Source organism: Streptomyces sp. f51 (assembly GCF_037940415.1).
GTDB lineage: Bacteria > Actinomycetota > Actinomycetes > Streptomycetales > Streptomycetaceae > Streptomyces.
On record NZ_CP149798.1, the window covers coordinates 2,228,369 to 2,246,793 of the forward strand.

The 18,425-nt window shown below is 73.3% G+C and carries 16 protein-coding genes; 6 read left to right on the forward strand and 10 right to left on the reverse strand.

Annotation, left to right across the window (positions count from 1 at the left end; genetic code table 11):
- Positions 1 to 12: 12 nt before the first annotated feature.
- From WJM95_RS09855 to WJM95_RS09865, 3 genes are all read right to left on the reverse strand, one after another.
- Positions 13 to 1,278 carry an FAD-dependent oxidoreductase gene (locus WJM95_RS09855; RefSeq protein ID WP_339129206.1) on the reverse strand — a complete coding sequence of 422 codons (1,266 nt, stop codon included), beginning with the start codon at positions 1,276 to 1,278 and terminating at the stop codon, positions 13 to 15.
- A gap of 93 nt (positions 1,279 to 1,371) precedes the next feature.
- Positions 1,372 to 2,844 carry a deoxyguanosinetriphosphate triphosphohydrolase gene (locus WJM95_RS09860; protein ID WP_339129207.1) on the reverse strand — a complete coding sequence of 491 codons (1,473 nt, stop codon included), beginning with the start codon at positions 2,842 to 2,844 and terminating at the stop codon, positions 1,372 to 1,374.
- Positions 2,845 to 2,926: 82 nt separating this feature from the next.
- Entirely contained in the window at positions 2,927 to 3,841 is a 915-nt protein-coding gene (locus WJM95_RS09865) for a sirohydrochlorin chelatase (protein WP_339129208.1), read from the reverse strand.
- A 281-nt stretch (positions 3,842 to 4,122) separates the two neighbouring features.
- Here WJM95_RS09865 and WJM95_RS09870 point away from each other — a divergent pair, with 281 nt between their 5' ends.
- The gene (locus tag WJM95_RS09870) at positions 4,123 to 4,845 is read left to right on the forward strand and encodes an ElyC/SanA/YdcF family protein (RefSeq protein WP_339129209.1); all 723 of its coding nucleotides are present in this window, start codon (positions 4,123 to 4,125) and stop codon (positions 4,843 to 4,845) included.
- A 127-nt stretch (positions 4,846 to 4,972) separates the two neighbouring features.
- Here the strand turns inward: WJM95_RS09870 and WJM95_RS09875 are convergent, their stop codons facing one another.
- The 3 genes from WJM95_RS09875 to cutA form a co-directional block, all read right to left on the reverse strand.
- Complete coding sequence (locus WJM95_RS09875) at positions 4,973 to 5,164, reverse strand: hypothetical protein (RefSeq protein ID WP_339129210.1); 192 nt, start codon at positions 5,162 to 5,164, stop codon at positions 4,973 to 4,975.
- 74 nt (positions 5,165 to 5,238) lie between these two features.
- Positions 5,239 to 5,736 (reverse strand): gamma-glutamylcyclotransferase family protein, encoded by a 498-nt coding sequence (locus tag WJM95_RS09880; RefSeq protein ID WP_339129211.1) that lies wholly within the window; start codon positions 5,734 to 5,736, stop codon positions 5,239 to 5,241.
- On the reverse strand, positions 5,733 to 6,059 hold the full coding sequence (cutA, locus tag WJM95_RS09885) for a divalent-cation tolerance protein CutA (protein ID WP_339129212.1): 327 nt from the start codon (positions 6,057 to 6,059) through the stop codon (positions 5,733 to 5,735). The genes WJM95_RS09880 and cutA overlap by 4 nt, the downstream gene beginning before the upstream one ends.
- Positions 6,060 to 6,234: 175 nt before the next feature.
- Between cutA and WJM95_RS09890 the strand changes: the two genes are divergently transcribed.
- From WJM95_RS09890 to WJM95_RS09900, 3 genes are all read left to right on the forward strand, one after another.
- Positions 6,235 to 7,878 carry a M4 family metallopeptidase gene (locus WJM95_RS09890; protein WP_339129213.1) on the forward strand — a complete coding sequence of 548 codons (1,644 nt, stop codon included), beginning with the start codon at positions 6,235 to 6,237 and terminating at the stop codon, positions 7,876 to 7,878.
- Positions 7,879 to 8,283: 405 nt separating this feature from the next.
- The gene (locus tag WJM95_RS09895; RefSeq protein WP_339129214.1) at positions 8,284 to 8,802 is read left to right on the forward strand and encodes a hypothetical protein; all 519 of its coding nucleotides are present in this window, start codon (positions 8,284 to 8,286) and stop codon (positions 8,800 to 8,802) included.
- A 170-nt stretch (positions 8,803 to 8,972) separates the two neighbouring features.
- Positions 8,973 to 9,596 (forward strand): class F sortase, encoded by a 624-nt coding sequence (locus WJM95_RS09900; protein ID WP_339129215.1) that lies wholly within the window; start codon positions 8,973 to 8,975, stop codon positions 9,594 to 9,596.
- Positions 9,597 to 9,626: 30 nt separating this feature from the next.
- On the opposite strand, the gene WJM95_RS09905 is transcribed toward WJM95_RS09900, so the two are convergent.
- On the reverse strand, positions 9,627 to 10,409 hold the full coding sequence (locus WJM95_RS09905; protein ID WP_339129216.1) for a TSUP family transporter: 783 nt from the start codon (positions 10,407 to 10,409) through the stop codon (positions 9,627 to 9,629).
- Positions 10,410 to 10,659: 250 nt separating this feature from the next.
- Here WJM95_RS09905 and nirB point away from each other — a divergent pair, with 250 nt between their 5' ends.
- Together nirB and nirD are read left to right on the forward strand one after the other, a co-directional pair.
- The gene (gene nirB / locus WJM95_RS09910) at positions 10,660 to 13,266 is read left to right on the forward strand and encodes a nitrite reductase large subunit NirB (RefSeq protein WP_339129217.1); all 2,607 of its coding nucleotides are present in this window, start codon (positions 10,660 to 10,662) and stop codon (positions 13,264 to 13,266) included.
- Complete coding sequence (gene nirD, locus WJM95_RS09915; RefSeq protein ID WP_339129218.1) at positions 13,263 to 13,625, forward strand: nitrite reductase small subunit NirD; 363 nt, start codon at positions 13,263 to 13,265, stop codon at positions 13,623 to 13,625. The genes nirB and nirD overlap by 4 nt, the downstream gene beginning before the upstream one ends.
- 72 nt (positions 13,626 to 13,697) lie before the next feature.
- On the opposite strand, the gene WJM95_RS09920 is transcribed toward nirD, so the two are convergent.
- The 3 genes from WJM95_RS09920 to WJM95_RS09930 form a co-directional block, all read right to left on the reverse strand.
- Positions 13,698 to 14,627: an oxidoreductase gene (locus WJM95_RS09920; protein ID WP_339129219.1), complete on the reverse strand. Its 930-nt coding sequence runs from the start codon at positions 14,625 to 14,627 to the stop codon at positions 13,698 to 13,700.
- 74 nt (positions 14,628 to 14,701) lie between these two features.
- Positions 14,702 to 16,411 (reverse strand): LCP family protein, encoded by a 1,710-nt coding sequence (locus tag WJM95_RS09925; protein ID WP_339129220.1) that lies wholly within the window; start codon positions 16,409 to 16,411, stop codon positions 14,702 to 14,704.
- Positions 16,412 to 16,630: 219 nt separating this feature from the next.
- Positions 16,631 to 18,211, reverse strand: coding sequence for a hypothetical protein (locus tag WJM95_RS09930; RefSeq protein WP_339129221.1), 1,581 nt, complete (start codon positions 18,209 to 18,211; stop codon positions 16,631 to 16,633).
- Positions 18,212 to 18,425 lie beyond the last annotated feature (214 nt).

The following is an 18,425-nucleotide window of genomic DNA, read 5'->3' on the forward strand; positions in this document are numbered from 1 at the left end:
CCGGCGAGGCGGTCAGGGGGCCAGGCTCTCCAGGGGGACGTGCGGGTCGGCGAGCGCCTCGGTGTCCACCGCGGTCCGGGAGCGGATCAGCTGCTGGATCGGGTCCGTGACGTCCCACACGTTCACGTTCATCCCGGCCAGCAGTCTTCCCTCCTTCACCCAGAAGGCGATGAACTCCCGCTTGCCCGCGTCACCGCGGATCACCACCTGGTCGTACGAGCCCGGGGGCGCCCAGCCCGAGTACTCCAGGCCGACGTCGTACTGGTCGGAGAAGAAGTAGGGCACCCGGTCGTACGTCGCCCCGCGGCCGAGCATCGAGCGGGCGGCTGCCGGTCCGCCGTTGAGGGCGTTGGCCCAGTGCTCGACGCGCAGCCGGGTGCCGAAGAGGCCGTGGTGGAAGGAGGCGACGTCACCGGCGGCGTACACGTCGGGGTCGGAGGTGCGCAGCTGCTCGTCGACCGCGATGCCGCCGCCGTGCGCGCGGTCGGCCAGCTCCAGGCCCGCGGCCTCGGCGAGGCCGGTGCGCGGGGCGGCGCCGATGGCCGCGAGGACGTCGTGGGCGGGGTGTTCCTCGCCGTCGTCGGTGCGGGCGGCCAGCACCATGCCGTCCTGGCCGACGATCTCGGTGAGCTGGGCCCCGAAGTGGAAGCGCACGCCGTGCTCGCGGTGCAGTTCGGCGAAGAGCTCGCCGAGTTCGGGGCCGAGCACGTTGTGCAGCGGGGTCGCCGCGGGTTCGACGACGGTGACCTCCGCGCCGTACTCGCGGGCCGCGGCGGCGACCTCCAGGCCGATCCAGCCGGCTCCGGCGATCACCAGGTGGCCGTTGTCCCGGCCGAGGGCCGCGAGGACGCCCTTGAGACGCTCGGCGTGGGCGAGGCGGCGCAGATGGTGCACGCCGGCGAGTCCGGTGCCCGGGATGTCGAGGCGGCGCGGCTCGGCGCCGGTCACCAGGAGCAGCTTGTCGTAGTGGACCAGGGTGCCGTCGTCGCCGAAGCGGACGGTCTTCGCCGTGCGGTCGATCGCGTCGACGGTCTGGCCGAGGTGCAGTTCGATGTCGTTGCGCGCGTACCAGGCGGGTTCGTGCACGAAGACGCTGTCGCGCTCCTCCTTGCCGAGGAGGTAGCCCTTGGACAGCGGCGGGCGTTCGTACGGGTGGTCGCGTTCGTCGCAGATCAGTATCACGCGGCCGGTGAAGCCCTCCGCTCGGAGCGTCTCGGCCGCCTTGGCGCCTGCCAGGCCTCCCCCGACGATGACGAATGTCTGATCCGCGTCGACCACTTGATGCCTCCTCGTAAGGATGTCGCCATATGCGAGCGTCCCGCACGGAGCGTGATGCGGGAAGGGGTGGTGGCCCGATCAGGCCACGCAGGGTCACATCTGTCCGCTCCCATGGGAACGCGTGGTGAGTCTGAGGTGCAGGGAACGCGCCGAGGCATCGGTGAGAGATGCGATCTGGTCCACGATCACGCGTTTGCGGGCGCGGTCGTCGGCCGCGTGCTCGAACAGTGCCCGGAACTGCGGATCCAACACCTCGGGGGCGCGGGCGGTGAGCGCCTCGGCCAGTTCGGCGACGACGATCCGCTGGTCGGCGCGGAGCAGTTCCTGTTCGGCGCGCTGCATCACGTACCGGTCGGCGACCGCCTTGATGACGGCGCACTCCAGGCGGGCGGAGCGCGGGACGACCAGTTCCGCCGCGTACCGGGTGAGCCGTCCGCTGCCGTACCGCGCGCGGGTGGCGCCCTCGGCGGCCAGGCAGAAGCGGCCGATGAGCTGGCTGGTCGCGTCCTTGAGGCGGGCCTGGGCGACGGCCGATCCGTCGTATCCGTGCGGCCACCACTCCTGGCCGAGGAGCCGGTCCAGGGCCTCGGCCAGCTCGGCCGGATCGGTGTCCTCGGGCACGTACCGCCCCACGGCGACGGCGAAGATCTCGTCGCGTTCGGGTCCCGCGTGCAGGCTGGCGGGGTCGATGTGGCCCGCGTGCAGTCCGTCCTCGATGTCGTGCACCGAGTACGCCACGTCGTCGGCCCAGTCCATGACCTGGGCCTCGAAGCAGGTCCGGGTGCCGGGGGCGCCCTCGCGGATCCAGTCGAACACCGGCCGGTCGTCCTCGTAGACCCCGAATTTCGGCGATTTCGGATCGGCGGGACGGGCGCCTCTGGGCCACGGGTACTTGGTGGCGGCGTCGAGGGCGGCCCGGGTGAGGTTCAGGCCGACGCTGACGAGGTCGTCGCCCGCGGCGGCGGAGGCCGGGGTCACCATGTCGCTGCGCACGAAGCGCTTGGGCTCGATCCGGGTGAGCAGGCGCAGCGACTGGGCGTTGCCCTCGAACCCGCCGCAGTCCTCGGCGAATTCGTTGAGCGCCTGTTCGCCGTTGTGCCCGAAGGGCGGGTGGCCCAGGTCGTGCGAGAGGCAGGCCGCCTCGACGAGGTCGGGGTCGCAGCCGAGGGCGGCGCCCAGCTCGCGGCCCACCTGGGCGCACTCCAGGGAGTGGGTCAGCCGGGTCCGCGGGCTGGCGTCCCACACCTGGATGGGCGCGCCGCCCGATCCGGCGGCGCCGAGCACCTGGGGAAGCGTTCCGGGGGTGACGACCTGGGTCTTGCCCGCGAGGCGGCGCAGGGCCGCGGAGTGCAGCACGCGCGCGCGGTCGCGCTGGAAGGCGGTGCGGCCCGGCCGTTTGTCCGGCTCGGCGGCCCAGCGTTCGACGGCCGACGGGTCGTACGCGTCGTGGGCCGTGTGGATCTCGTGGGCCGGGTGGTTCCCGTGACCCGTCCGGCTCTCGTGGGACGGGTGGTTCTCGTGTGCCTGCGGTGCGGTGTCTTCGGTCCTCGGTGCCATGCCTTCCATGCCCCGACAGTAGACGCAGGCGGTGACAATCGGGGCGGGGGCGCCGGCGGCGCGGTGCCGGGCACGGCGGTGGGGACCGGGTTCAGGCCGGGATCAGGGTGCGCCCCGTCGCGGGCTCGGGGGCGGCGACGGCCTGGTCGTAGCGGTGCAGGACGAGGCGGGCCATCGCCGGGTGGTCGCCGAGCGGCTCGGCGCAGATCCAGGGGGCCTCCTCGGCGGTCTGCGTGGCGAAGCGGCCCGGGGCGGTGAAGTAGGAGGCGACGGCGATCCGGTGGCGGCCGCGGGCGGCGAGGGAGCGCACGGCGGCGGTGACGGTGGGCGCGGCGGCGGAGGCGTACGCCGGTACGACGGGGACGCCGAGGCGTTCGGCGAGCAGCTGGGCGGTGCGGCGGGTGTCGGCGGCCGAGTCCGGGGCGCGGGACCCGGCGGAGGCGAGGACGACGGCGCTCGCGCGGCGGGCCGGGTCGCTCATCCGGGTGCGCCATCCGGCCTCGACGAGCCGCGCGTACAGGGTCTCCACGAGCAGCGGGTGCGGGCCGGGCGGGGCGGCGACACGGGCGCGCAGCGCGGGGACGGCGGCGACGGCCTCGGGGATGTCACGCCGTACGTGGTGGCCGCGGCCGAGCAGCAGGGGCACGAGGACGGCGTCCTGACGGCCGGCCAGGGCGGCGAGGGTGTCGCCGAGGAGCGGCTCGTTCAGCTCGATGTGGCCGAGGTCGACGGACAGGTGCGGGCGCAGCTCGCGGACCCGTTCGATCAGGGTGCGCACGGTGGCGAGGGCGCGCGGGTCGCGGCTGCCGTGGGCGACCAGGACGAGGGCGGGCGGCGGCGGACGGCGGGTGCCGTCCGGCGCGACGAGGCTGAGCCGGCTGCCGAGCTGCCCGGCGATCCGGTTCATGAGCTGCGCCGCACTGTCGAGGTGGCCCTCGGGATGGCCTTCCAGGCCGGCGCCGGGGCGGTGGGAGAACGCGTCGCGAGCGGGGTTCGGGGCCGTCATGGGTCGATCCTGACGGGAGGAGGTTGCCGGGCCGTTGCGTGGGCATGTCGGGCGTTTTCCGGTGGTTCACCGCGTGGTCGCGGCCCGCTGTGAGGGCTCCGACCTGCGGCTCCGCGCCGCGGGGCGGCCGGGGTCGGCGCGTCGGGGCGAACCGCACGCGCCTACGATGCGTCTTCATCCGTCGAAGGGCACGCGGGATCCGGCGCGGGGGCCGGCACGAACGCGCCGGACGCACGGACCCGCGCACCGTCGCGAGTGACGACACCTGGGGGACATCGATCATGCCGCGTCTGCCGCGCCCGAAGCGCCCGAGCTTCCGCAGGCCCCGCCTGCTCCGCCTTCCGGCGCTGCCGCGTACGCGCAGGGGGCAACGGCGGGCCGTGCAGGCGCTGATGGTGCTGTGCGTGCTGGCGCTGCTCCCGGTGACCTGGCTGTACGTGTCGACGGGCGACCGGCTGCGGACGACGGCGGACGCCCCGCGCACCCAGGTCGCGATCGTCTTCGGGGCGGGTCTGTCGGCCGGCGGTCCTTCCCTGTATCTGGCCCACCGGCTGGACGCCGCCGCGAAGCTGTACCGGGAGGGCCGGGTCGAGGTCGTCCTCGTCACCGGCGACAACAGCCGCAAGGACTACGACGAGCCCGACGCGATGCGTACCTACCTCACCGCGCACGGGGTGCCGGACCGGCGGATCGTCAGCGACTACGCCGGTTTCGACACCTGGGACTCCTGCGTCCGGGCCCGGAGGATCTTCGGTGTGCACGAGGCCGTCCTGATCAGCCAGGGCTTCCACATCCGGCGCGCCCTGGCCCTGTGCCGGGCGGCGGGCGTCCGCTCGTACGGCATCGGCGTGGACGCCAGGCACGACGTGACCTGGTACTACGGCGGCACCCGGGAGATCTTCGCCGCGGGGAAGGCCGCACTGGACGTGGTGTTCAAGCCGGACCCGCACTTCCTGGGGCCGAAGGAGCACGGAGTGACCCGGGCCCTGGCGGCTGCCCGCTAGGTCGTGTCCGCGGGGTCCCGCCTGTCCGGCGACGCCCGGCACGCCCGGGCCGCGGGCATCGCGCCGCCGGGCCGGTGCGCGACGGCCGTCCGGACCGGCGTGCGGAGGCGCCGGCGGTGGCGGGTCGTCAGCGGCCGTCCCGGTCAGACGCTTCGGAGGGACCGGGGGACGCGGGCCCTTCCGCCGGGCCGGAGCCCCGGTGCCCGCCCGGCTCGGGCGCGCCGGCCGAGCAGGAGCTGATTCCGATGCCCAGGGCGGCACCGGCGGCCGCCCCGCTGAGCGCGAGGACACGTCGTCTGGTCAGGTCGCGGTCGGTCATGGCCGGACCCTAGGCGCGGCGGGGGCCGCGGCCCCGGGGGCGCACGGAACGGACACCCGCACGGGCGCACGCGGTCACGGCTGCGGCCACCCGGAACCCTCCCGTGCCCGGCGGGCGCTCCCCCTCCAGTCCCCGTCCTCGATCGGCGTGCCGTGCGACCGCAGCCGGGCCGCCACCGCGGGCGCGGCGACGTACACCCAGGTCCGCACGACGGTGACGCCGTCGGACCGGACGGCGTCGCGCGCCACCCGTTCGTACAGGCTGCGCGGGTCGCCCGGCACGTACTCCTCCAACGCGTCCAGTTCCGCGAGGAGTTCCCGGTACGCCCCGGGCCTCGCGGTGACGATCTCGCCGCACACCGTGCCGCCGGGCCCCTCGACGGCGTACGGGTATCCGGGCCCCTCGTAGAGCACGAGTCCGCGCATCCGTCCCGGCTCCTCGGAGCGGGTGCGTCCGCGCAGGAACAGGTCGTGGTTGTGCCCGCCGGGGCGCAGGGTGCCGTAGACGAAGAAGGGCAGCCCGGCCCCGGGAGGGGCATCCGGGGGGCTGTCGTGGGGGTCCCGGTGACTCACGGGGCGGTCTCCTCCTCCAGCCAGCGCAGATAACCGGGGCTTCCCGCCACGACCGGGGTCGCGATGATCTCGGGGGTGTCGTAGTCGTGCGCGCCCAGGAGGTACGCCTCCAGCGCCGGATAGCGCGCGGCGGTCGTCTTGAACTGGATCCGCCACTCGAAGGCCGTCTCCACGGCGCCCTCCCAGCGGTAGACGGAGGTGACCGGCCCCGAGATCTGCGCGCAGGCCGCGACCCGCGCCGCCACCGCGCCCCGGGCCAGCGCCTCGGCCTTCTCCACCGCGTCCGTCGTGGTCAAAACGGCCAGGCAGACCGGCAGTTCCATGATCGCCTCCATTCGTGAGGGTACGGAAACGATTCTCGCCGCATCCCGTACGCACCATGCGGGCGCTATGGACATGACATGTCATGCACCTTTAAATCGGATCCAGCTCGCAGCGCCTCCCTCCACGGCCCCACCCCCCACATGCCGTCCCCAAGGCATCTTTCCAAGGAGACCGATGAGTCGAATACGGCACATCCGAGGTTCCTCTCTCGCCACCGCCGGAGCGGCCGTGACCGCGGCCACCCTGCTGGCCGCCGCACTCGCCCCGGCCGCGACCGCCGACAGCCGGCCGACCCGGGCGACCGCCGTCGCGAACGCGGCCTCGGCGCTGGCCACCCACGCCGTGAACCTGGGTCTCACCTCCGCCCAGCACACCACCGTCCGGGACGTCGTCGTCGACAACGACGGCACCCAGCACGTGCGCTACGACCGGACCTACCGCCAACTGCCCGTGCTCGGCGGCGACTTCGTGGTCCACCTGGCACCCGGCGGCGCGTACCGGGGCGCGGACCGGGCGACACGGAAGGCCATCTCGCTGACCAGCGTCACCCCGGAGCTCTCCGGCGCGAAGGCGGCAGGCCTCGCGGTGGACGCGCTGCGCGCCGCCAATCCCGGACAGGCGCTGAGGAAGGTGACGGCGAGGCCGCGGCTGATCGTCGACGCCCTGCACGGGACCCCGCGGCTCGCCTGGCGCACCGACGCGGTGGCCCAGGACTCGCTCGGCAACCCGGTCGCCCGCACGGTCCTGACCGACGCCCGCAGCGGCGCGCGGATCGACGCGTGGGACAGCGTCGAGACGGCGGCGGGCGACGGCGGTTCGCTCTACAGCGGCACGGTTCCGCTGGAGACCACGGCCTCCGGATCGGCGTACCAGCTGAAGGACCCGACGCGCGGGAACACGTACACGGGCGACGCGGCGAACAAGACGGACCTGTGCATCTTCGGCATCTGCATCAGCCGGGCGCCCGCGACGCTCTTCACCGACGCGGACAACCACTGGGGCACGGGCACGTCCTCGGACCGCTCCTCCGCGGCGGTGGACGCGCAGTACGGCACGAACGCGACCTGGGACTACTACAAGAACGTCCACGGCCGCAACGGCATCGCGGGCGACGGCAAGGGCTCGTACAACCGCGTCCACTACGGCAAGAACTACAACAACGCCTTCTGGGACGACAGTTGCTTCTGCATGACGTACGGCGACGGTGACGGCTCGACGTTCGGGCCGCTGGTCGCGCTGGACGTCGCCGGGCACGAGATGTCGCACGGGGTGACCTCGAAGACCGCCGCGCTGACGTACTCGGGCGAGTCCGGCGGCCTGAACGAGGCCACGTCCGACATCTTCGGGACCATGGTGGAGTGGTACGCGGACAACGCCTCGGACCCCGGCGACTACCTGATCGGCGAGAAGATCGTCCGCCCGGGCTTCGGCAAGCCCGCCCTCCGCTTCATGGACAAGCCCTCCAAGGACGGCAACTCGGCCGACTGCTGGAGCAGTTCGGTCGGCAACCTCGACGTCCACTACTCCTCGGGCGTGGCCAACCACTTCGCCTATCTGCTCTCGGAGGGCAGCGGGGCGAAGACCGTCAACGGTGTCGCCTACGACTCCCCCACCTGCAACGGCGCCACCGTCACCGGCATCGGCCACGACAAGGTCGGCAGGATCTGGTACCGCGCGCTGACGGTCTACATGACCTCGTCGACGAACTACGCCGGAGCGCGCACCGCCACGCTGAACGCGGCCAAGGACCTGTACGGAGCGGGCAGCGCCGAGTACGACGCCGTGGCGGCGGCCTGGTCGGCGGTCTCCGTGGGCTGACCGGCGGCGAGGCGGGGTCCCGGGTCGCCGTGGGCAGGCGCCGTCAGGTTCGCCTGCCCACGGCTCGCCATGAGCATGTCCACGCCCGGCGGGCCCTAGTCCTCCCGGGCCGGCGGGGCGCGCGTTTCCAGCCGCCCCGCCGGCCCGGGTCACCCATTCACACCCCCGGCGCGGCCTCTTCGGGTTCCCGTGTGCCGTACACCAGGTTCACACCGGTGACCTGCCGGAATGCCGGGGGTCCGGCTCCGTCCGCACCCCCGCCTGACACCCGTTCATATCATTTCTGACGCTCCATCAGAGAGCGGTCGCGGTCGTGTGCCACTTACCTCGGAAGGGCAGGGGCACGACCTACGCTGCGGCACTTGAGGGTGCCGCGGGCCGCGCCCCCTCGGAGGAGCTGGCACGATGCGACGTACCGCCCGTCTGCTGACCGGTACCGCGCTCGCCGTCGCCGTCGCGGGGCTGGCCGCCGCGCCCGTGTACGGCGGGGACACCGGGAGTCTGGAGGTGTTCCCCTCCAGCGTCGTCCCGGGCGCCGACGTCACCGTCAACACGGCCGCGTGCGGCTCGGACGGCACCGCGAGCGGGGACGCCGGCGCGGTGGGCGGAGGCTCCTTCACGCTCGCCGCCAGCGCGCACGAGCACGAGGCGATCGGCCAGTTCCAGGTGCCGCCGAGCGCGCAGCCGGGGACGTACGAGATCGTCGCCTCGTGCTCCCACGGCCGCCGCGTCACCGGCGACCTCCTGGTGACCCTCACCGCCGCGCGCGAGCAGGTCGAGCCGCGCGGGCACGTGGACACGGGTGTCGGCGGCGCGCTGGGCCCCGACCCCGTACAGACCGCGGCGGGAATGGCGGCGCTGGCCGTCGCCGCCGCGGGCGGTACCTGGCTCCTGCATCGCCGGGCGAGAGGCGACGGGATCTGACGGGCACCCTCCGCTGTCCGTCCGCCGGTACCGCCGTCCCTCCCCCTCCGTGGCCCGACGCCCCTCGCGGCCCGGAGGGGGAAGGGACCGGCACTGTCAGCACACCCCCGGCCGCGTCGCGGGCGCCGGCCGGGTCCGCTCCTGAAGGGAACCCCCGTGAGGAGGCTCGCGTGCGCCGGGTCAGCAATGCCGTCATAGCGTCGGTCACGGTCGTCGCCCTGTGCTCGGGCGCCTGGCTGCTGGGCGGCGGCTCCGGAGCGCATCCTCCGCCCCAGCCGTCCGCGGCTCAGGCGACCGCCTCCGGGAGACCGGCGCGGTCCGCGGCCCCCTCGATGCCGCATTCACCGCCGGACCGCATCCGCATCCCCGCGATCGGCGTGGACGCCCCCCTGATCGGCCTCGGCCTCACCCCCCAGGGCAGCCTGGACGTGCCGCCCGCGCAGAAGAAGAACCTGGCGGGCTGGTACGAGGCCGGGACCAGCCCCGGTGAGCGCGGGACGGCGATCGTGGCCGGGCACGTCGACAACGCGCAGGGCCCCGCCGTCTTCTACGACCTCGGCTCGCTCCGCAAGGGCAGCACGGTCGAGGTGGACCGGCTCGACGGCAGGACGGCCGTCTTCACCGTCGACGCGGTCGCGGTCTACGACTCCCGTTCCTTCCCCGACGCCAAGGTGTACGGCGCCGCGCACCGGCCCGAGCTGCGGGTCATCACCTGCGGCGGCGGCTACTCGCGGACCACGGGCTACCAGGGGAACGTGGTCGTCTTCGCCCATCTCACCGGCAGCAGCAGATAGTCCGCGCCGGACGCGAGCCGCGCGGAGGGATCAGGCGAGCCACTGCTGGTACGCCAGATTGGCCACCAGCGCGAACACCACGGTGAGCAGCACCGCCCGCACGAACCCGCTGCCCTGCTTGAGCGCGGTCCGCGCCCCGACCATGCCGCCCGCCAGGTTGAAGACCGCCATCAGGGCGGCCAGCTCCCAGAACACCGTGCCCTTCCAGGCGAAGGTCGCGAGGGCGCCGGCGTTGGTGCAGCAGTTGACGATCTTGGCGGTGGCGGAGGCCGTCACCAGGTCGAGGTGGAGCAGGGCGGTGAGGGCGAGCACGAGGAAGGTGCCCGTGCCGGGGCCGATGAGCCCGTCGTAGAAGCCGATGCCGAGGCCCGCGAGGCCGATCGCGGCGAGGACGCGGCGCGCGCCGACCGGGGTGGTGGACGGCGCCGTGCCGAACGCGGGCCGCAGGATCACGAAGGTGCCGACGGCGAGCAGGACGACCATGACGACGGGCTTGAGCACCTCGGTGCTCAGCCCGGCCGCCACGAACGCGCCCGCCGTGGAACCGGCGAGGGCCGCGAGCCCGATCCGTACGGCGAGCCGCACGTCCACGGGTGTCCTGCGTGCGTACGTCACCGCGGCGCCGGTGGTCCCGACGATCGCGACCGCCTTGTTCGTGCCGAGCGCGTACGCGGCGGCCGTGCCCGCGGGCAGCCCGAGCAGCATGGCGGGCAGCAGGAGCAGCCCCCCGCCGCCGACCACGGCGTCGATCCAGCCCGCCGCCAGCGCGGCGGCACAGAGCACAAGAAGCATGGTCAGCGATATGTCGGGCATGATCGCGACCCTATGGGACGGATACGTGCCCGCCGCACGGACCCCGGAAGGCTTGAGGGATTCCAGAGGTTCGCCGAGGCCCCTCACAGCTCCGCCCCGCCCCCGCTGAGGGCAGCGTTCCTCCCGGGAAACAGGTGTGATGCCACCGGGTAACACCGGCACCGCACGGTGAGGTCATGACCAGGCCCGCGCCGCTCACCGGCGGGGAGGAACACCAGCTCCACCTGCTCACCAACGACGGAGGCTCCTGATGACTGCCGCCCCTGGGGCCACCCCCACGATCGTGCTCGTCGGACACGGCATGGTCGGCCAGCGCTTCCTCGAAGCCCTCGCCGAACGCGGTCTGACCGCCTCGCACCGCGTGGTCGTCCTGTGCGAGGAGCCGCGCCCCGCGTACGACCGCGTCGCCCTCACCTCGTACTTCTCCGGGACGAGCCCCGATGAACTCTCCCTGACCGACATGGAGTTCATCCGCGAGCACCGCATCGAGCTGCACCTCGGCGACCCGGCGGTGACGATCGACCGCGCGGCGCGCGAGGTGACGGCCCGTTCCGGACTCGTCGTCCGCTACGACACGCTCGTCCTGGCCACCGGCTCCTACCCCTTCGTCCCGCCGGTCCCCGGCAAGGACGCCGAGGGCTGTTTCGTCTACCGCACGATCGAGGACCTGCTCGCCATCGAGGCGTACGCGCGGTCGCGGGCGGCGACGGGAGCGGTCGTCGGCGGCGGACTGCTGGGTCTTGAGGCCGCGGGCGCGCTCAAGGGCCTCGGACTCACCAGCCACATCGTGGAGTTCGCGCCCCGGCTGATGCCGGTGCAGGTCGACGAGGGCGGCGGCGCCGCGCTCCTGCGCACCATCGAGGAGATGGGCCTGTCCGTCCACACGGGGGTAGGTACGCAGGAGATCCTGGTCGGCGAGGACGGCGCGGTCACCGGCATGCGGCTCTCCGACGGCTCCGAACTCGCCGCCGATCTCGTGGTGTTCTCCGCCGGGGTCCGGCCCCGCGACCAACTGGCCCGGGACTGCGGCCTGAGCGTCGGCGAACGCGGCGGCGTCACCGTCGACGAGCAGTGCCGTACGACCGGCGACCCACGGGTGTTCGCGATCGGCGAGTGCGCGCTGGCGGCGGACGGCCGGGTGTACGGACTGGTGGCGCCCGGCTACGAACAGGCGGAGACGGCCGCGGCGACCATCGCCGAGGACGAGCGGGCGTTCACGGGCGCGGACCTGTCCACCAAGCTCAAGCTGCTGGGCGTCGACGTGGCCTCCTTCGGCGACGCCCACGGCACCACCGAGGACTGCCTGGACGTCGTCTACTCCGACTCCCGCGCGGGCCTGTACAAGAAGCTGGTCATCGGCCGGGACGGCACCCTGCTCGGCGGCATCCTGGTCGGCGACGCGGAGGCGTACGGCACGCTGCGCGCGTTCACCGGCTCGGTACCGCCCGTGGCGCCGGAGTCGCTGGTCCTGCCGGCGGCCGCGGGCGCCCCCGCCCTGCTCGGTCCCACCGCCCTCCCCGACGAGGCGGTCGTCTGCTCCTGCCACAACGTGTCCAAGGGCGCGATCCGCGGCGCGGTGACGGAACACGCCTGCACCACCGTGCCCGAGGTCAAGAAGTGCACCAAGGCCGGTACGGGCTGCGGCAGTTGCGTGAAGGTGCTCGGCCAGCTGGTCACCGCCGAGCTGGAGGCGGGCGGCGTCGAGGTCGACAAGGGCCTGTGCGGCTGCTTCGGGCAGACCCGCGAGGAGCTGTACGAGATCGTCCTGGCGCTCCGGATCACCTCGTACCGCACCCTGCTGGACCGCTACGGGCGCGAGGACGCCCGGGGCGGTGACGGCTGCGAGGTCTGCAAGCCCGCCGTCGGCTCGGTCATCGCCTCGCTGGCCCCGACGATCGGCGCCGACGGCTACGTCCTGGACGGTGAACAGGCCGCGCTCCAGGACACCAACGACCACTTCCTCGCCAACCTCCAGAAGAACGGCTCGTACTCGATCGTGCCGCGCATCCCCGGCGGCGAGATCACCCCCGAGAAGCTCATCGTGATCGGCGAGGTGGCGCGGGACTTCGGGCTCTACACGAAGATCACCGGCGGTCAGCGGATCGACCTGTTCGGCGCCCGGGTGGAGCAACTTCCGCTGATCTGGGCCCGGTTGGTGGACGCCGGTTTCGAGTCCGGGCACGCGTACGGGAAGTCGCTGCGGACGGTGAAGTCCTGCGTCGGGCAGACCTGGTGCCGCTACGGCGTCCAGGACTCGGTGCGCATGGCGATCGACCTGGAGCTGCGCTACCGGGGGCTGCGGTCCCCGCACAAGCTGAAGTCGGCGGTGTCGGGCTGTGCCCGCGAGTGCGCGGAGGCCCAGTCCAAGGACTTCGGCGTCATCGCCACCTCGAACGGCTGGAACCTCTACGTCGGCGGCAACGGCGGCGCCACCCCGCGCCACGCGGACCTGCTGGCCCAGGACCTGTCGGACGCCGGGCTGGTCCGTCTCATCGACCGGTTCCTGATGTTCTACATCCGCACCGCGGACCGCCTGGAGCGCACCTCGACCTGGCTGGAGCGGATTCCCGGCGGCCTCGACCACGTCCGCGAGGTGGTCGTGGAGGACTCGCTCGGCATCTGCGAGGAGCTGGAGTCGCTGATGACCGCGCACGTCGCCAACTACCGCGACGAATGGGCCGAGACCATCAACGACCCCGAGAAGCTGGGCCGGTTCGTGTCGTTCGTGAACGCCCCCGACACCCCGGACCCGGTCGTCGGCTTCGTCCCCGAGCGCGACCAGATCAAGCCCGACCTGCCGCTGCTGACCATCGGGCACCGACCCCTGCACGCCCTGGAAGGAAGTGCCCAGCGATGACCCTGGCACCCGAGACGCACCGGACCACGACGGCCCTCACCGTCCAACTCCTGCTGGACGAGGACTGGTTCACGGTCTGCGAGCTGTCCCTGCTGACCCCGGGCCGGGGAGTCGCGGCCCTCCTGCCGGACGGCCGCCAGGTCGCGGTGTTCACCGACCGCGCGGGACGGGCGTACGCGATCGACAACCGTGACCCGTTCAGCGGGGCGGCGGTGCTCTCCCGCGGGCTGACCGGCACCCACCGGGGCCGCCCGTTCGTGGCCTCGCCCCTGCTCAAGCAGCGCTTCGACCTGGAGTCCGGGCGGTGCCTTGACGACGAGGAGGTCCGGGTGGCGACGTACGAGGTGCGGGCGGCCTGATCCGGCCCGGGACGCCCCGACCGCGGCCTCGGACCGGGACGCCGGGCCGGGGAGTACGGCGCCCGTCGCCCGTCATTCCTTGAGGCCCTCGTAGACGACGCCCGTCAGCCGCTCCGAGGCGGCCCAGAGCAGCCCGGAGCGGGCGTCGTCGCGGGTGCGGCGGGCCCGCCAGGACGTCGCGGGCGAGCCGCGCCACATGGCGAAGGACGGTCCGACGAAGGTGTCGGGCCGCACGCCGGGCGCGGTGGCCGCGTACAGCGTCGGCAGGGCCCCGGCCTCGGCGCTCTGCCCGAGGACGCGGTTGCCGGCCTCCATCAGCCGCTCGGCGCCCCTGCGTCCCTCCAGCCGGGGACCGGCGGTCTGGAGGTTGGTGGAGGCGTACCCGGGGTGCGCCGCGGCCGCGACCACGTCGGCCCCGGTGAGGGACAGCCGCCGCGCCAGCTCGTGCGTGAACAGCAGGTTGGCGCTCTTGGACCGGCCGTAGGCGACCCACTTGCGGTACGGCCCCTTCTCGCTGCCCAGGTCGTCGGGATCGAGGTCGGCCAGGGCGTGCAGCATGCTCGACACGGTGACGATCCGGGCGCCGGGGGTCGACGCGATCAGCGGGAACAGCAGCCCGGTGAGCGCGAAGTGCCCCAGGTGATTGACCCCGAACTGCGTCTCGAAGCCGTCCGCCGTCGTCACGTACGGCAGTGCCATCACGCCCGCGTTGTTCACCAGCAGGTCGAGGCGGTCGTACGGAAAGGAGTCCGCGAACTCCCGTACGGACGCGAGGTCCCCGAGATCGAGCCGGCCGAACTCCACCTCGGCGCCGGGAACTTCGGCGGAGATCAGCTCGGCCGCCTCCCTGCCGCGCGCCTCGCTGCGACAGGCGAGCACCACCGTGGCCCCGTGGCGCGCCAGTTCCCGCGCCGTGACGAGCCCGAGCCCGCTGTTGGCCCCGGTGACGACGGCGACGCGCCCCCGTTGCCCGGGTATGTCCTTGGCACTCCAGCCACCCACGACCGCTCCTCCCACTGCCTCGCCGTCACCCCCACCCTACGGACACGACTCCGCCCGGCACACGGCCCTCCTGATCAGCCGACGCACACGTTCTTGTCGGCGTGCGACTGCGGGACGCCGGCCGGGGGCTCGGCCCGGCCGGTGAGCGGCATTCCGGCGCCGCGGAAGTCGTGTCCGAGGGTGAGCGTCATGTCGGTGTCCGGCCCTGAGGCGTCCTTCGCGGGGTGGAGCGCCGAGGCGGGCAGACCCATCATCGCGGCGAGGGAGCGGGCCTGGTCGGCCTGGTCCGGGCCGTAGACCAGGGTCGTACGGTCCTGCTCCGCCCCGGGGGCGTTGCCGCCGTTGGTGGAGTGGGCCACGCCCTTGGTGTTCTGCATCCACCGCAGGGTGGTCTGCGCGGCGCCCTCGGGGCCGCCGCCGTTGTAGACGGTGACCCGCACCCGCGACGGGTCCGCCTTGGAGCCTCGGAGCCTGGCGTCGGCGGCCTTGGGCTTCTTCTCGACCTCGGTCAGCGAGACGTCGTTCTTGATCGCCGCGAGGAGCGCGGGCGCCTTGATCTTGTCGACCACCACCGTCCTGTGGTGCTCCCCCTCGGCCGGATTGTCGACGACCGGGAACGTCGTGAACGTGATGTGCTCGGGATCGACCCGGTTGAGATCCCTGGCGAGGGCGGTGAGCTTGCCGACCCCGCCGATCCCGGTGTCCACCGTGAGCGACTTGGTGGCCGCGTTCGCCAGCTTGAAGAGCTTCCCGGGATCGGTGAGGGTGTTGCCGGACTTCATCCGGCGGATCATCGACCCCAGGAACTGCTTCTGTAGGTCGATGCGGTCGAGGTCGCTGCCGTTCTTCAGCGAGTGACGGGTCCTGACGAACTGAAGAGCCTGTTCGCCCTGGACCGTGTGCGGGCCGGCGGCCAGGTGCAGATGGGAGCCCTGGCCCAGGCGGTCCGTGTCGTCGATGGCGTGGGCGAGGCAGACCGGGACGCCTCCGACAGCCGTCGAGAGGGTCTTCACGGCCTCGAAGTTGACCAGGATGAAATGGTCGACCGGCAGGCCGGTGAGCTCGGTGACGGTCCGCATGGTGCAGCCCGGGTCGCGGCCCGCCTGACCAAGGCTCTCGTTGAAGCGCGGACCGAACGTCGCTTCGGGCGTCCCGTGGATCGTCCTGGTGGAGCCGTCCTTCTGCTTGGTCGGGCAGGCCGGGATGCCGGTGACCATGTCGCGCGGGATGCTCATAGCGGTCGCGTTCGACCGGTCCTTCGCCACGTGGAAGAGGATCGTGGTGTCGGCGTGGCCCGGGCTCCCGGCGTCTCCGTACTTCCCGCCCAGGCCGACGCGGCTGTCGGTGCCGATGACCAGGATGTTCACCGCGTCCTTGCTGGTCGCGTTCCTGCTGCCCGCCGAGCCGACGTCCACCGTGCTGATGTTGCCGTTGAAGTGCCGGTACAGCATGTAGGCCCCGGCGCTGCCCGCCACCAGCACGAACCCCAGCGTCCCCGCGGTCCACATCAGGACCTTCCGCTTCGTGGACCGCTCGGCCTTCCGGGACCTCGCCGGGCCGCGCCGACGACCGCCCCGGCCCGGCTCCGCCGCGGCCCGCCGCTCCCCCTCACGGCGCGTGCGCCCCCGTCTCTGCCCGGGCACCCCGCCGGCCTGCGCCTCGGCGGCCGGCGCGCTGCCGGCCGGTGCGTCACCGCCCCCTGCCTCCAACCGGTAGTCACCGGTCTCCGGATCGAGGACCCACTGGTCCGCGGGGTCGATGTTCCTGCCGCCTTGCGTGTCCACGGTCCTCCGTCTGTGCTGCGCCGCCCGCACGGGGCCCTGCCACCCGGCCCACGCCGGATCCGCCCCGCGGCCGACTCCGGGATGCCCGTTCAGACATTCGAATGCGGCCGATGGTTGTTCTCAGGCGACGCACAACAGACGCACTGGAAAAGGGACTTGGGCCCCCGAACGGGCGACACCGACCCGTCCGGGGGCCTCTCCGGACCCCCGGACGACGCGTCAGTTCCCGCCGCGGGAACGTCGGGAGAGCGCTACAGCCGCACCGCCGGCCAGCAACAGCGCGCCGGCCGCCCAGGCGATCCGGCCGCCGCCGAATCCGGTGTCGGCCAGCGGTCCGGACCCTGCGGAAGGGCCGCCCGAGACGGAGCCGGAGGCTCCGGCCGCGCCGCCGGCGCCGGACCCCGCGGGCGTGCCGCGGCCCCCGGACGCTCCGGCCGTGCCGCCGCCCGCGGAGCCGCCCCGCGCCAGTCGCAGGGTCAGCGCCGCGCTGTCGTTGGAGGCGTCGGGGTCGAGGCCCTTCATGATCTCCAGCGTGCGGATCCGGCCCGTGGAGACGGCCGGGGTGCCGGGGCCGATGGCGACGGTGAACGACAGGACGTGCCTGTCCCCCGGGGCGGGGTCGCCGAAGGAACACTGGTAGGAGGACCGGCCCATCCGGGGGCCGGGGTCCGACCCGTCGTCCGTGGGCGGCGGCTGGCAGTTGTCCGGGATCTTCGTGGCCTTCGTGCCCGGCGGCAGCTTGACGAGGACCGGGAGGGAGATGTCGTCGTCGAGGAGGTCCTCCACCACCGCCGGCCCCCGGTCGATCACCGTGGCGCGCAGCGTGGCGTGACCGCCGCGCCGCCCGGTGGCGGTGTCCCCGGTGACGGCGAAGTCGGCGTGGTTGACGCTGTCGACGTAGGTGGTGAAGTACGGGTCGATGTTCCCGTCGGACGGCATCGCGCCCTTCGGGACCAGGGTCAGCGGGGTCCCGGGGCCGTTCGCCGGGGCGGCGCCGGTCAGCGGGGTGAATTCGTAGAAGATCTTGTCGCGCAGGGCCTCGTCGCCGACCTTGACGGACAGCGGCGAGGACAGCGCGTACTGCTTGCCCGGCTCCACCGGGGTGGGGAAGTCGCACAGGGTCTCGCGCACGATGTGCCCCCCGCGGCCGCTCGCGGGCACGTCGCGGCAGTTGGCCCAGGAGCCCTGGAGGTGCAGCCCGGCGGTCGTGTCGATCCGCAGCTCCACCCCCTTGGCCGCCGGGAGTTGCCCGTTGTTCCACACGTCGAGCGGGAAGGTCAGCGTGTCCCCCGGCACCTGGTGCAGCTGCTCGGCGGACGCGCTCACCTTCAGCTGCGTCCTGCCGTTGGTCAGGGTGAGGCGGTCACCGGTGACGGTGGCGTCCGACGCCGTGCCGGAGACGGTCACGGTGCCGCTGCTGCCGACGGCCGCACCGGGCTTCGGCACCAGCGTGATGGCGTGGAAGTCCGAGGTGGCGGTCGCCAGGTCCAGTGTGCAGAGGTCGCCCTCGCAGTGCTCCGACGGTGCCGGCTCGGCGAAGTCCGCCACTCCGGACAGGTCGACGGTCAGGTGGACGTGGTGTGCCGTGCCCCCGCCGGCCACCTTCCAGCGGTAGGACAGGTTCACGCTCGCCGGCTCCGTCCCGATGAAGAGCTCGTGCTCGGCGAACCGGACCGTCATCGCCCGTGCGGCGTCCGCCGTGTCGGCGCGGGCCGGACCCGTGCCGCACACCCCCGCCACCAGCGCCAGCGCGCCCGCCGCCGCCGTCGCGACCGCGCGTATCCGTGATCGTCGTGCCATCCGACCGAAACCTTCCCCGTGCGCCGGGAGGGTCCCGGCCCGCCGTGCTGCACAGGTGTGACCCGCGAGGCGCGGAAAGGGTTGCGGCCGGCCGGGCCCGGGTGTCCGCGCCCGGTCGGCGACGCGGCCCGACAGCCCTCGCGGACCATGCCCGAAAGGGCGGCACCCCCGCACAAGGGTGCCGCCCTCTCTCGTGAGCCGGAGCCGCCGCCCA